Raw genomic sequence first — 13,955 nt, forward strand, 5'->3', positions numbered from 1 at the left:
CCCGGCCCACGGTTGAAGAGGAGTGTTTGTTTCTGGGCGTCGCGCCGTGCTTCCAGACGACACCTCCCGGCCCGCACTCGAGGGCGCGGGCCAGGAGGCAACGGTGGGACTTCAGGGGGCGATGTAGAGCCACCCGCCGAGCAGGGTGTTGTTGTCCACGCGCAGCTCGGGGTTCATCTGGTCCACGTTCACCGCGGCGCCCACGTAGGCCAGCCCTTGCGTGTCCGGGTTGCTCGACGGCGGGGGCGAGGCATTGCCGGTGATGGACACGGTCTCGCACCAGCCGGGCTGGAGAAGGCCCGTCTGGGCCTCACCCACGATGACATCCGTCAAAGGAGCGGGCGGCGAGGGGAGATGGAGGGTGGCGTCCGTGGACAGGAGCACGCTCACCCGGGTGCTCGCGGCGAGGGTGCCCTGGTTGCAGACGTTGACCTGCGTGGTGAGGCTCTGCCCGCTGCGGACGAACACGGGACTCTCCACCGAGGTGATGACGAAGTCCGCGTCCTGACCCACGCTCAGCAGGTAGCCCGGGTGGGTGTTGTTGTCCGTGCGGAACTCCTCGGGGACGTGGTTCGGGTCCATCACGGCGCCCAGGTGGAAGGTGCGCGTGCCGGGCGGGCTCATGGGCGGCGGATAGACGCTGCTGGCGGAGATGGACACCGTGGCGCACTGGTTGGGGGCCAGTGGCGGCACCGGCGCGTCACCCACGACCTGGTCCTCGAGGGGGCCCGGATACGAGGGGAGACGGATGTTCTCGTCCTCGGACAGGAGGAGGAACACGCGGCTGTCGTGGCGGCTGGTGCCCTGGTTGCAGACGGTGACCTGGGCGGAGAGGGGCTGGCCATGCTCCACGCTGGCGGGGCCCTGCACCGAGGTGATGACGAAGTCCGCCTCATACCCCACGCCCAGCACGTAGCCCGGGTGGGTGTTGTTGTCCGTGCGCAGCTCCTCGGGGGCGTAGTACGGATCCACCACGGCACCCAGGTGGAAGGTACGCGCGTCGGGCGGGCTCATGGGGGGCGGATAGATGTTGCTGGTGGAGATGGACACCGTGGCGCACTGGTTGGGGGCCAGCGCGGACACCGGCGTGCCGCCCACGACCTGATCCTCGGGAGGCGCGGAGGGCGAGGGGAGGCGGAGGTGCTCGTCCTGGGACAGCACGAGCATCACCTGGGTGCTCTCTCTCCGGGTGCCCTGGTTGCAGACGGTGACCTGGGCGGAGAGGGGCTGGCCATGCTCCACGCTGGCCGGACCCTTCACCGAGGTGATGACGAAGTCCGGCGCATACCCCACGCCCAGCACGTAGCCCGGGTGGGTGTTGTTGTCCGTACGCAGCTCATTGGGGGAGACGGACGGGTCCAATACGGCGCCCAGGTGGAAGGCGCGCACGTCGGGCGGGCTCGAGGGCGGCGGATGGATGCTGCTGGCGGAGATGGACACCGTGGTGCACTGGCCGGGGGCCAGCGACGGCACCGATGTTCCACCCACGAAGGCGTCCTCGGGAGGAGCGGACGACGAGGGGAGGCGGAGGTGCTCGTCCTGGGACAGCAGGAGCATCACCTGGGTGCTCGCGGTCCGAGTGCCCTGGTTGCAGACGGTGACCTGGGCGGTGAGGGGTTGGCCGAAGTCCACGCTGGTGGGGCCCTTGACCGAGGAGATGACGAAGTCCGCCTCATACCCCACGCCCAGCACGTAGCCCGGGTGGGTGTTGTTGTCCGTGCGCAGCTCCTCGGGGGCGTAGTACGGGTCCAGCACGGCGCCCAGGTGGAAGGCACGCACGTCGGGCGTGTTCGTGGGCGGCGGATAGATGCTGCTGGAGGAGATGGGCACCGTGGTGCACTGGCCGGGGGCCAGCGGCGGCACCGGTGCGTCATTCACGATCTGGTCCTCGGGCGGCATGGGCGGAGAGGGGAGGCGGAGGTGCTCGTCCTGGGACAGCAGGAGGAACACGCGGGTGCCCCGGGCTCGGGTGCCCTGGTTGCAGACGGTGACCTGGGCGGTGAGGGGCTGGCCATGGTCCACGCTGGCCGGGCCCTTGACCGAGGAGATGACGAAGTCCGGCGCAGACCCCATGCCCAGCACGTAGCCCGGGTGGGTGTTGTTGTCCGTGCGGAGTTCCTCGGGGGCGTAGTACGGGTCCACCACGGCACCCAGGTGGAAGGCGCGCACGTCGGGCGGGCTCATGGGCGGCGGATAGATGCTGCTGGAGGAGATGGGCACCGTGGCGCACTGGCCGGGGGCCAGCGGCGGCACCGGTGCGTCACCCACGACCTGGTCCTCGGGAGGCATGGACGGAGAGGGGAGGCGGATGTGCTCGTCCTGGGACAGCAGGAGGAACACGCGGGTGTCCCGGATGCGGGTGCCCTGGTTGCAGACGGTGACCTGGGCGGAGAGGGGCTGGCCTTGCTCCACGCTGGCCGGACCCTTGACCGAGGAGATGACGAAGTCCGGCGCATACCCCACGCCCAGCACGTAGCCCGGGTGGGTGTTGTTGTCCGTGCGGAGTTCCTCGGGGGCGTAGTACGGATCCACCACGGCGCCCAGGTGGAAGGCACGCACGTCGGGCGTGCTCGGGGGCGGCGGATAGATGCTGCTGGAGGAGATGGGCACCGTGGCGCACTGGCCGGGGGCCAGCGGCGGCACCGGCGCGTCACCCACGACCTGGTCCTCGGGAGGAGTGGAGGGCGAGGGCAGGCGCAGGTGCTCGTCCTGGGACAGCAGGAGGAGCACGCGGGTGTCCCGGGCGCGGGTGCCCTGGTTGCAGACGGTGACCTGGGCGGAGAGGGGCTGGCCGTAGTCCACGCTGGCCGGGCCCTTGACCGAGGAGATGACGAAGTCCGGAGCATACCCCACGCCCAGCACGTAGCCCGGGTGGGTGTTGTTGTCCGTGCGCAGCTCGGAGGGATCGTTCGGGTTCAACATGGCGCCCAGGTGGAAGGCGCGCACGTCGGGCGTGCTCGGGGGCGGGGGGTAGATGTTGCCGGAGATGGACACCGTGGTGCATTGGCCGGGAGCGAGCGGAGGCACCTGCGTGCCACCCACGAAGGCGTCCTCGGGAGGACCGGAGGGAGGGGGGACGAGGAAGTGCTCGTCCTCGGACAGCACGAGGGCCACGGAGGTATCGCGGGTGCGGGTGCCCTGGTTGCAGACGGTGACCTGGGCGGTGAGGGGCTGGCCATGCTCCACGCTGGCGGGGCCCTTGACCGAGGAGATGACGAAGTCCGGCGCAGACCCCACGCCCAGCACGTAGCCCGGGTGGGTGTTGTTGTCCGTGCGCAGCTCCGAGGGGTCGTTCGGGTCCAGCACGGCGCCCAGGTGGAAGGCGCGCACGTCGGGCGTGCTCGAGGGCGGCGGATAGATGCTGCTGGAGGAGATGGACACCGTGGCGCACTGGCCGGGGGCGAGCGGAGGCACCGGTGCGTCACCCACGGGCTGATCCTCGGGAGGCGCGGAGGACGAGGGGAGGCGGATGTTCTCGTCCGCGGACAGCACGAGGAACACGTGGTTGCCGGAGGGGCGGGTGCCCTGGTTGCAGACGGTGACCCGGGCGGTGAGGGGCTGGCCGTGGTCCACGCTGGCGGGACCCGTCACCGAGGAGATGACGAAGTCCGGCGCAGACCCCACGCCCAGCACGTAGCCCGGGTGGGTGTTGTTGTCCGTGCGGAGTTCCTCGGGGAAGTAGTTCGGGTCCACCACGGCGCCCAGGTGGAAGGCACGCACGTCGGGTGTGCTCGGGGGCGGGGGATAGGCGTTGCCGGAGATGGACACGGTGGTGCACTGGCCGGGAGCGAGCGGAGGCACCGGGGTGCTACCCACGACCTGATCCTCGGGAGGCGCGGAGGGCGAGGGGAGGCGGAGGTGCTCGTCCTCGGACAGGAGGAGGGCCACGCGGCTGTCGTAGATCCGGGTGCCTTGGTTGCAGACGGTGACGCGGGCGGTCAGGGGCTGCCCGTGCTCCAGGCTGGTGGGACCCGTCACCGAGGTGATGACGAAGTCCGGCGCTTTCCCCACGCCCAGCAGGTAACCCGGGTGGGCGTTGTCCTCGACGAACTCGGGGATGGATTGGCTCGGGTCCACCACGGCGCCCAGGTGGAAGGCGCGCACGTTGGGCGTGTTCGTGGGCGGGGGGTAGATGTTGCCGGAGATGGACACCGTGGAGCACTGGCCGGGAGCGAGCCAGGGCACCGGCGCCTCACCCACGAAGCTGTCCTTGGTGGAAGAGGAGGGCGAGGGGAGGCGGATGTCCGCGTCCTCGGACAGGAGCAAGGCCACCTGGGTGCTCTCGCTCCGGGTGCCCTGGTTGCAGACGGTGACCCGGGCGGTGAGGGGCTGCCCGGGCTCCACGCTGGCGGGACCCTTCACCGAGGTGACGACGAAGTCCGCTTTGAAGCCGATGCCCACCGGCGCGCTGAAGCGCGTGTTGTTGCCCGGGTTCTCATCCCCGAGTGAATCGAGGCGTGCTCCCACATACCAGACACCGTTCGTGGGCACCTGGGCGGACATCCGCGTCGTCTGCCGTGAGCACTGCCCGGGAGCCAGATAGGGCAGGTAGAGCTGTCCCCCGGGCAGGTCCGTCTGCGGGGAGAAGACGGTGTCGGCGGAGAGGAACAACGCCGCCTGCGTGGAGCCTCCCTGTCCTCCTTGGTTGCACACCGTGGCCGCGACCTCGAAGGCGTCTCCCGGCAACACGCTGGAGGGAGCGTTCAACTCCGTCACCACGAAATCGGGTCCGGTGACCAGAGGGTTCGCGGCCTCACTCGCGCCCGCCGCGGAGGGCTCCGGCGTCTGGCATCCCAGGAGGGCCATCATGGAGAGGGCTCCCAGGCTCGCTTTCATCCTGCGTTCATCCATTGGTGTTCGCTCTTTCGACAGCATGGGGTAGTGCGGCTTCGGTCAGGGGCCGAGCCGCGAAGCGCCCGGGGGTGCGCGACAGCAGAATATTCTGTTTTGGGTCGAAAATCCTGAGTTCTTGGAAAGGTGGGTTTTTTCACGCGTGGTGAAGGGGCTCACCCGGTTCGGGGACGGAGGTTCGCGCCCGCGGGTCAGGCTCGGCTTCCGACGGAGTGGTTCGACTCCAATGCGTGCCGCGGCGGTCCCCAGGCTTCCCTCCGCCGCGAGCACCTTTTTTCGTCGTGGCTAACCTCGCGCTTTTTTTCGGCTCCGCGTGGGACAGGCGTCTCGTTTTCTCGTCCTTTGGGAGAACCCACGCTGGCGCTGAATTCCGGCGTTCACTCCGCGGAGATGCTCGTGACCAAGAAACTGACGCGTTCCTGGGTCGTTCCATTCGCCCTCCTGGGCCTGGCTGGATGTGCCAAGCCCGGTTCCGACGAAGCGCCCGCTCCCGCTTCCGGGGACGCTCACGCGACGGCGTGGGTGCCCGGGACGCCGGTGCCCGCCCAGGCGCATGCCGAGGGAACGGGGCACACGATGGAGATGGACTGGATCCGCCGGGACGGTTCGATCGATGACCTGACCGACCACTCGGCGTTGATCGTCAGCGGCCGGGTGGAGTCCACGCGCTACGACGTCGTCCGCGCCTGGGCGCAGTCCAAGGTGGAGGGGCAGCCTACCGGACCGGAGAGCGGCATCTACTCCGACCTTCCGGTGACCATCGCGACCGTGCGGATCGGCGACATCGCGCGCTCCTCGCAGGAGTTCAAGACCGCCTCGGGCGGCACGGTGGCGCAGGGCTCCACCGTGGAGATCATGTTCCCGGGCGGTCTGCTCTCCGACGGATGCACGATCGCGCCGCAGGACAGCTTGCTGCCGGCGGTGGGCGCCCAGGCGGTCTTCTTCCTCGTCCCGCCGGGGGGCACCAAGCCCCTGGCCACGCGCTCCATGGAGGGCCTCTACTCCGTGGTCGGCGGCCCGGTGGGCCAGTTCCAGGTGAAGGACGGCCTCATCCAGGACGCGGGCTCGCAGCGTCACGCCGCCGCGACCGAGGGATACGCCGGCAAGCCGGTCAGCGCGCTGCTCGAGCGGGTCGCGTCCCGCGCGAAGGCCGTCCAGTACCTGGGCCCCGACCTGCCCAGGCTGGCCATGTTGGATGAGCGCCCCTCACAGGGGCCGTCCGCCCAGAGCTGGTGCGGGATTCCGCTCTTCCCCCACAAGTGGTGCCGCAAGCCCACGAACATCACCTTCACGGACTACTCCAGCACGAAGTGGCCCGTCGGCGACGGCATGAACGAGTGGATGTACAACAACTACAACAACAGCCTGTACCTCCACTGGCGCGCCAGCGGCACGTCCGACGTCATGGTGTACGAGAACAACTACGGCGCCAATGGCTGGTACGGGTATGCGACCTACAACGCCGCCAGCGCTAGCTGCATGGCGAGCGCCATCATCCAGTTGAACACCTACTACTACTCGGGCTGGCACTACGGGAAGACGGTCTCGACCCACGAGATCGGGCACGTCCTCGGGCTCAATCACCACAGGGATTGCAACTCGATCATGTATTACAACCCCACCGCGTGTGCGGCCAACATCACGACCTGCGACATGCAGGCGGTGTCGGAGCGCTATCCGTACTGAGCGCGGTCTGATGACACGCTGAACCAAGCGCGCCTCCTGGCTCCTGGCCGCGGAGGCGCGCCTCGTGGCCCCGGCTCCGCCTCCGCTCGAAGCGAGCTCAAGAGTCCCTCACCCGCGCAATTGACGGGCTCGCATTCAAGCATCGCCGACGACTTGAACGCCGAATTGTTTGAGCATTTCGGCACACGAGCCGGACTGCTCATCGCCCTGTATCGAGACTATGACGAGCGACAGACCCTGGCGATGCGCGCCGCCCTGGAGACCAATGGACGGACGCTCGAGGACGTCGCGGGGATTGTCAGCGCCGCCTACATCGATTGCGTCCTGACTGCCGGACCCGAGTTCGGAGCCATCTTCGCGGCCCGCTCGGCCACTGAAGAAATGGAGGACTTCCGGCAATCCTTGCGAGACTCCTATGTCGCCGAGTATCGCGAGGCGTTCGCGCGCTTCGTGAAGCTTCCCCGCCAGGAGGGCCAGGTGCTGATGGAGGGCATCCTCGGCGCCTCGGAAGCCCTGGCGCAAGCCGCCGCCTCGGGGCGGACGTCGCGAGAGCAGGCCATCGCCGCGCTCTCGCGCATCATGCTCGGGGCGCTCAGCGCCCCGGACCGGCCGTGACTCCTCGCTGTGTGCTCGCCGGTCGTGCGGCGATCAATGCTCGTTGGAGCGGCAGGCGTGTCCCAATGCGCGGAGCACATGAAGTGCGGGAGAGCCACTAAACTGCGGCAGGCTCACCTCCACGCCCGGCGCCGTGAGGCGAAGGGCTCCCGGCGGTGGGGCCGGGGACATGACTCTCATGGGGGTGGCGTTCGGCGCGTGTCGGGCACGACCTCCGCGCTGCGTCACGGATTGATGGAGCCCTGAAGCGGCCAGAGCGCTTCCCGGAAATTGGCGGGCGCTCCACCTCTTGAGGCTCGGCAGTCAGGGCCCCATGCCTCCTATCCGCGATGCGCATGAATTTGCGACGCCCCCCCTACTGGTCAAGAATGTTTCCTTGACTTGAGTGAGGGGAAGCATCCACGGATGAGCCATCGCCGTCAAAGCACAACGCCTTCGCTCCCACTAAGCACGCTGGATGGAAGATCCTTCGGTCGTCCGGGGGACGAGTTCGAGGAGAATCTCGAGGGCAAGTGGATTCCCCAGGCGGACGACTACACCCGGATCATCGCGCTCGTGAAACGCATCGAGCAGGGTCTTTCCGTCGATGCGGAGGGACTTGGGATCGCCCCGCGGCAGGTGGATTACTACACCCAGGCCGCGCAGATTCTCGGTCTCGTCTCGGCGAAGAACCGGCTGCTCGCGGCGGGCCGGGCGCTGTTGTCTCTCCAGGATGATCCCACACGCCGTGCGCGGTTGGCACTCGCATTCGAGAACAGCCGATGCGGTCGCGCGTGGACAAAATGGTTTGGTGTGACCAGTCTGGCCGAGGTCAATCCCAAGAGCGCGACGGAATTCATCACCGCCAGAACTGACCTCGGCGGTGCAACCGTGGGCCGCCGTGCCTCCACGCTGGAGACGTGGATGGATGCCTGGATGTATTTCCATCCAGCGGTGCAGAAAGACCGCGATCCCGCGCAAGCCCGGAAAGCCCATGCCTTGGGACACACGGCGGTGCTGGATAGCGGTCAATCCCGGCTGGTTGTCCAGGCACTGGGTCCGGGAACGTCCTTGCTGCGATGCGCAACGGCTTACCTCTCCGTTGGAGGCTACGAGCTGCTCGTCGAACCGTTGAGAGAGGCGGAACTGCGTCTGCTTGTCGGCTCGGATTCAGCCTTCACGAGTGTCAGCCAAATCATCACGGACTTCCGCCGGAGCATCACGGAAGGGGTTCCGACGCTCGATAAAAAAGAAGCCATCCAGGATCTTCAGCGTGGCGTCGTCACCGGGCGGGTCAAGGTTCGGATTTTCGACCCACGCTACAAGCCACGACTTCATGCGAAGATATACATCTTCGATGAGTACGCGGCTTATGTCGCGTCCGCGAATCTCTCCAAGAGCGGTCTACAAACCAATATCGAGGGGGGATTCAGCGTCCGCGAGCCCGACGCCATCGCATACTACCGCAACCAGTTCGATTCCTTGTTCCAGAAAGGGGTGGAACTGACGCAAGAGGTGCTGCGTGAACTGGAGGAGAGCTGGGCCTTCGCGCCGCTGACGACGCCTTATCTCCTTTACCTTCGGGTATTGATTGAGCTGTTTCCAGGAGTTCCTGAACTCACCCGGGAGACGCAGCGGCGGCTCGCGGACTATCAAGAGTTGACGGTGGGCGCGGTGCTGCGCGCCCTGGTCGAACAGCGGGGGGCGCTGTTGATTTCTCCCACGGGCACAGGCAAGACGGTCATGGCCTGTTACGCCGCTAAGGTTCTGTTCTTGCGGCGGGATGTCCAGCGCATCATCGTCATCTGCCCGAATGCTCGGCTTCATCGAATGTGGGAGGAGGAGTTTCACCGCTTCGGGCTCCCGGTGAAGGTGGTGACGCATGGCATCGTCCAGGGCAAGGGAGCTCCTGCGGAAGGTCACGCAACTCGTCTTGGCCGGATTCATGGCGGCGCACGTGAAACGGATCTCGTCATCGTCGATGAGTGCCACGCCTTCAGGAACGTGCGAACGAATGGGTTCGAGAACCTGAACTCCCTGTTGGACCGACGCGAAGGCCCCGGCGTACCCCGTCTGCTGCTTCTCTCCGCGACGCCCATGAGCAGGGGCCTGGATGATCTGAACGCGCTGCTCCAATTGGTCTCCGAGCCTCCTCTGGAGAAAATCGAGGATCTCGTGAGCGCGCGCCGGGTCGTGAACATCACACTTCCCTTCATCATCAAGCGCTTCGGTATCAAGAAATCAGGCCATTCTGGAGGGGGGCTCCGGTTCGGGAATGAGGTAAGGTATTTTGGCCGGATTCAAGTTCGTACCCTGTCGTATCAGTCGCCTGCGGAGCAGGTGTTCGATCTCATCTCCAAGATGGACTTTCGTTTCCGGTGGCTTCCAGATGAGATGGAGGAATTGAGGGCGGCGGGTGACGTCGCATTCCCCCAGGGAGAGATCGTCGAATCAGCAGCATTCCTCAAGCTGCTCTTGCTGCGAAGAGCGGAAAGCAGTCCTGGAGCCATCAGGCAGACGATTGATCGCTTGTTGGCGTCGGACGAGAGCAGGTTGGCTCCTGAATCCCGGGAGGAACTCAATGCGAATCTGCGAGAACTGCGACGACTGACGCAATCCACTGTGAACGATACGAAGCTGACGGAACTCGTGCGTGTGCTCAAGGAGCGTGTTGGTCGGCGACGTGTGCTTGTCTTTTCGCTCTGGACGGATACGGTTGAGTATCTCGTGTCCGCGCTGTCCAGGGAGTTGCCTGGGGCGAAGATCGAGGCGTTGACGGGTAGACTCAACACGAAGGAGCGCGGGCGGTTGATTCGACGCTTCGCGCCATCCGCTCAGGGACGTTCGCGCCGCGTGAGACACGACGATATCGATGTTCTTGTCGCCACAGACGCCATCGCCGAGGGTGAAAACCTTCAGGATGCGGATGTCGTTGTCAATTACGATTTGCCGTGGACCCCTCTCTGTCTGATCCAACGGGTCGGGCGTGTGGATCGACCCACGAAGAAGCTGAGAGACATCGAGGTCTTGAACTTCTATCCAGAGAACGAGCTTTTCGAGCAGTTGTTGCAACTCCGGCGGAGATTGGAAGATCGCTCCAGGATGTACGAGAAGATGTCGCGGACTCAAGTCGTCGGAGAGACCGAGCGGAACCTCGCCCATGTGGATGAGAACGACATCGGGCTGATTTGCGAGTTCTACAAGTCCGCCGTCGACTTTGAGCGGATCCGCGAGAAGTGCACACGCGTGCCGACATCGGCGTATCTGCTCGACAGGGCAGGGGCGTCGAAGCGTGACGTGACTCGGGCCAGCTCACTGCCCATCGGTGTCTGTTCGTGTCGGAGCGGACCCCGGCCTGGAATCTTCGCGCTCCTGCGGATGGGGACAGAGTTGCGATGCGTCTTCTGGCCTGCGGACGGCGGTCCCCCCGAGGAGTCTCCTGGAAATCAGGCTCACGACTTGCTTCTCGAATACGTCCGGGTTTCTCCCGAGACAGCTCAGCTCGACGAACCATCCACCTTCAGGCAAGAACTCGAGGCCCTCGTCCAGCAATGGGCGGAGAACCACCGGCCGAAGGGTGATGAAGTCTCGGTCGTTTGCGCCGAGTCCATCGTGCCAAAGCGTACGGACATGCCTTGAGCGTGTCAGGGGCGATCATTCTCCAGCCCCGGCTCCGCCCCCGCTTGAGGAAGCGGCAGGCCGCGCTCCAGGCCCACGGCGAAGGCGAGTCTGCAGGGCGAGCGCGGCACCAATCAGCATGTGGGGCCCCACCGTGCTCGAGCCGGGCCAATGGTATCATGCCGCCGCGGTGTTCAAGCACAACGACAAGGTCTACCTCTATCTCAACGTTCGATGCGTCGAATCGCTGTCGAGCGGCTCTGGAACTTCCAGACTCCACCCTACGCCGATTTCCGCTGACTCAGCGCCACGCTTCCCAGGATCAGCGCGCCCGCGCTCAACATGGTGCCCGTCAGCGGCTCGCCCAGCATCAGCCAGGCCCAGGCCACGGCGAACAGCGGCACGAGGTAGGTGACGGTGACCGCGCGCGCCGCGCCGATGCGCTGGATGAGGCGGTAGTACAAGGTGTACGCGATGCCGGAGCAGATGACGCCGAGCGCCGCGGCCGACAGCCACGACACCGCCGGGATGGGATGCGACGGCCACGTGGCGACCGCGAACGGCAGCGTCAGCAATGCCGCGCAGGACAGCGTGGCCGCGGCGACCGCGCCAGCCGGCAGGCCGGTGAGATGACGTCGCACCATGTTCGCGCCAATGCCATAGAGGAACGCGGCCGTCGTGCCCGCCGCCACCGCCCAGCCGATGCTCGCGCCCCCGACCTTGCCGCTGGCCAGCACCACCACGCCGGCGAAGCCCGCGAACAGCGCCACCGCACGCCGCTTGCCGATGCGCTCCCCGTAGAACAGGAACGCCACCAGGGCGGTGAACAGCACCGTCATGCTGTTGGTGATCGCTCCGATGCCGGCCGGTGCACGTTGCGCCGCCCAGGCGAACAGCGAGAACGGCACCGCGGAGTTGATCACGCCGATCAGCGCCAGCTTTGGCCACAGCTTCGGACCGAAGGCCGCGCGCGCTCGCCACAGGAAGGGCATCAGCACGAGCGCTCCCAGGGCGAGCCGGAGCTCGACCAGGGGCAGCGCGCCAAAGTCCCTGGCGGCGATGCGCATGAACATGAAGGATGCACCCCAGATGGCGCCAAGCAGGCCCAGCTCGAGCGGCGTGAGCCACGCTCCTGCCAGGGGGGAAGGGGATGTCGTACGGGCGAGCGCGGGAGAGCTCATGGGGGTTGCCGGGTCCTTGGAAGGGAGGAAAGGCGGCGCCATGACAACAATGAAGTTGTTGTCTGATGGCCATTGTCGCCACCCGGGCCCAGGTCACAAGCGCATCCTTTTGAGGTCAGCCACAAATGTGATTTGAGGCTCGCCATGACCCTGCCGACGGACTGGCTCCCGGCCCTGGCGGCGTTCGAGTCCGCTGCCCGCCACCAGAACTTCGCCCACGCGGCGGAAGAGCTGCACCTGACCGCCAGCGCGGTCAGTCACCATGTGCGCAAGCTGGAAGCACAGCTCGGCGTCGCGCTGTTCCAGCGGCACGCGCGTGGCGTGTCGTTGACGGCCGAAGGTCGCCGGCTCGCCGATGCCGCCAGCAGCGCGCTGAGCGACATGGACGTCGTCCTGCGCGGACTGCGCGCCGCTCGCGACGAGCACGACCGCGTACGCATCACCACCCTGCACTCGCTGACCTACACCTGGCTGCTGCCGCGCCTGCCGCGGTTCATCGCCGCGCATCCGCACATCCGTCTCCACGTCGACACCGAATTGGTGCTGACTCGCTTCGACGAAGCAGGCCCCGATCTCGGCATTCGCTATGGCCAGGGCCATTGGCCGGGATTGACCGCGCACCACCTGATGGACGACGCACTGTTCCCGGTGGCCTCACCGGCGTTGGCCGGTATCGAGGGCATCCACGAAGCGGCCGACATCGCGAAGCTGCCGCTGGTCTCGGACCTCGCGCTCCAGGGCTGGCAGGACTGGTTCCGCGCCGCGGGCGTGCGCGGTGCCCGGCTCGATGAGCGTCATGGCTTCAGCGACACCACCAATGCGCTGATGGCCGCGGTGCATGGCCTGGGCGCGGTGCTCGCGCGCGAGCAGATCATCGCGCCCTACCTCGCCGACGGCCGCCTCGTGCGACTCCCCGGGCCGACCATGCCGGCGCGCTTCGGCTACTACGTGGTGTATCCCGCACATCGACGGCTGCGGTCGGCGGCTCGCGCCTTCGTCGATTGGCTGCTGGAGCAGCCGGGGCAGCCCGACAGGTAGCCCGCGAGGACCCCTCCGCGGCCGGACCACCCGCATCGGCTCGTTCTCGGCTTTTCTCGCTCCGGTGGACGGAAGAGAGCCCGTGGAGAGCGCGCCCGCCGGGCTCTCGTGTCAGGGATGCGCGTTGGCGATGCCGAGGTACTCGCCGAGCCGAAGCTCGACCTCGAGGCCTTTCTCGGCGAACTGCCTGCCAAGCCGCGCGAAGCCCGCCTGGAAGCCCGGTCCAGCCAGCGAACTCGTGTACTCCGCATATGCCGTGGCAAAATCAGCGTCCGGAGGCAGTGACGCCCGGTTGACTTGCGCCTTGGCGGCAGCCACGACGGCCTTGTCGAAGGAGGCGACGCGGGTCGCGAGCCTTTCCACGAATCGATCGAGCTCGGCGTCGGGCAAGGTTCGTGTGACCCAGCCGTATCGCTCGGCAAGCTCGGCATCGTAGTCCTGGCTGGTGACAATCGCCTCGAGGCCGCGGTCACGCCCGATGAGGCGTGGCAGACGTTCACTGCCACCCCCCCCTGGCAGGATGCCGGTGCCGACTTCCGGCTGCCCGAAGATGGCGTGCTCGCGGCTCGCGTAGCGCAAGTCGCACGCCAGAGCGAGTTCGTTGCCCCCTCCGCGCGTTCGTCCGCGGATCTTCGCGATGCTCAAGAAGGGAGCCTTCGAAAGGCGAATGACCAAGTCGACCCACAGGGGGACGGAGTCTGGGCCTGGTATGAATGGAAACTTGTCGGCTTGCCGAAGATCGAAGTGATTGAAGAAGAAGCCGCTGACGTTGCTCGTGAAGATGACAACCTGAACTCGAACGTCATTCTCGAGTTCATGGAGGATCTCGTGCAATCGTGTCACGGTCTCCGGCGCGATCACATTCGCGGGCGGATTCGCGAAGGTGATGGTGGCGATCTTCGGCGTTGATTTTTCGAAAATGATGGTGCTTTTCTCGCTCATATTGCGCTCCTGAGATGGCTGGATGTCGGCGCTCCGCGATGGACC

General features: G+C 66.4%; 7 protein-coding genes. 4 read left to right on the forward strand and 3 right to left on the reverse strand.

Annotated features, from left to right (window positions below; genetic code table 11):
* Positions 1-111: 111 nt before the first annotated feature.
* A complete protein-coding gene (locus D187_RS50050) occupies positions 112-4,809 on the reverse strand; it encodes a CARDB domain-containing protein (RefSeq protein ID WP_162159650.1) in 4,698 nt (1,565 codons plus the stop codon).
* A 438-nt stretch (positions 4,810-5,247) separates the two neighbouring features.
* On the opposite strand from D187_RS50050, the gene D187_RS17950 reads away from it, so the two are divergent.
* From D187_RS17950 to D187_RS17960, 3 genes are all read left to right on the forward strand, one after another.
* Positions 5,248-6,537 carry a matrixin family metalloprotease gene (locus tag D187_RS17950; RefSeq protein WP_002626713.1) on the forward strand — a complete coding sequence of 430 codons (1,290 nt, stop codon included), beginning with the start codon at positions 5,248-5,250 and terminating at the stop codon, positions 6,535-6,537.
* Positions 6,538-6,702: 165 nt separating this feature from the next.
* The gene (locus tag D187_RS17955) at positions 6,703-7,152 is read left to right on the forward strand and encodes a TetR/AcrR family transcriptional regulator (RefSeq protein WP_211241541.1); all 450 of its coding nucleotides are present in this window, start codon (positions 6,703-6,705) and stop codon (positions 7,150-7,152) included.
* Between the two features lie 405 nt (positions 7,153-7,557).
* Complete coding sequence (locus D187_RS17960) at positions 7,558-10,770, forward strand: helicase-related protein (protein ID WP_002626715.1); 3,213 nt, start codon at positions 7,558-7,560, stop codon at positions 10,768-10,770.
* Positions 10,771-11,030: 260 nt separating this feature from the next.
* Here D187_RS17960 and D187_RS17965 read toward each other — a convergent pair whose 3' ends face one another.
* A complete protein-coding gene (locus D187_RS17965; RefSeq protein ID WP_306413573.1) occupies positions 11,031-11,972 on the reverse strand; it encodes a DMT family transporter in 942 nt (313 codons plus the stop codon).
* Between the two features lie 102 nt (positions 11,973-12,074).
* Between D187_RS17965 and D187_RS17970 the strand changes: the two genes are divergently transcribed.
* Complete coding sequence (locus tag D187_RS17970; RefSeq protein ID WP_002626717.1) at positions 12,075-12,968, forward strand: LysR substrate-binding domain-containing protein; 894 nt, start codon at positions 12,075-12,077, stop codon at positions 12,966-12,968.
* Between the two features lie 111 nt (positions 12,969-13,079).
* Here D187_RS17970 and D187_RS17975 read toward each other — a convergent pair whose 3' ends face one another.
* A complete protein-coding gene (locus tag D187_RS17975) occupies positions 13,080-13,910 on the reverse strand; it encodes an enoyl-CoA hydratase/isomerase family protein (protein ID WP_002626718.1) in 831 nt (276 codons plus the stop codon).
* Positions 13,911-13,955: the final 45 nt, after the last annotated feature.

Origin of the sequence: Cystobacter fuscus DSM 2262 (assembly GCF_000335475.2) — a bacterium.
GTDB classification, from domain to species: Bacteria; Myxococcota; Myxococcia; order Myxococcales; family Myxococcaceae; genus Cystobacter; species Cystobacter fuscus.

What these genes read in the sequence shown, in the direction of transcription:
- D187_RS50050 (WP_162159650.1), bottom strand. Translation starts at nt 4,809, where the DNA reads ATGATGGCCCTCCTGGGATGCCAGACGCCGGAGCCCTCCGCGGCGGGC.
- D187_RS17960 (WP_002626715.1), top strand. Translation starts at nt 7,558, where the DNA reads ATGAGCCATCGCCGTCAAAGCACAACGCCTTCGCTCCCACTAAGCACG.
- D187_RS17965 (WP_306413573.1), bottom strand. Translation starts at nt 11,972, where the DNA reads ATGGCGCCGCCTTTCCTCCCTTCCAAGGACCCGGCAACCCCCATGAGC.
- D187_RS17970 (WP_002626717.1), top strand. Translation starts at nt 12,075, where the DNA reads ATGACCCTGCCGACGGACTGGCTCCCGGCCCTGGCGGCGTTCGAGTCC.
- D187_RS17975 (WP_002626718.1), bottom strand. Translation starts at nt 13,910, where the DNA reads ATGAGCGAGAAAAGCACCATCATTTTCGAAAAATCAACGCCGAAGATC.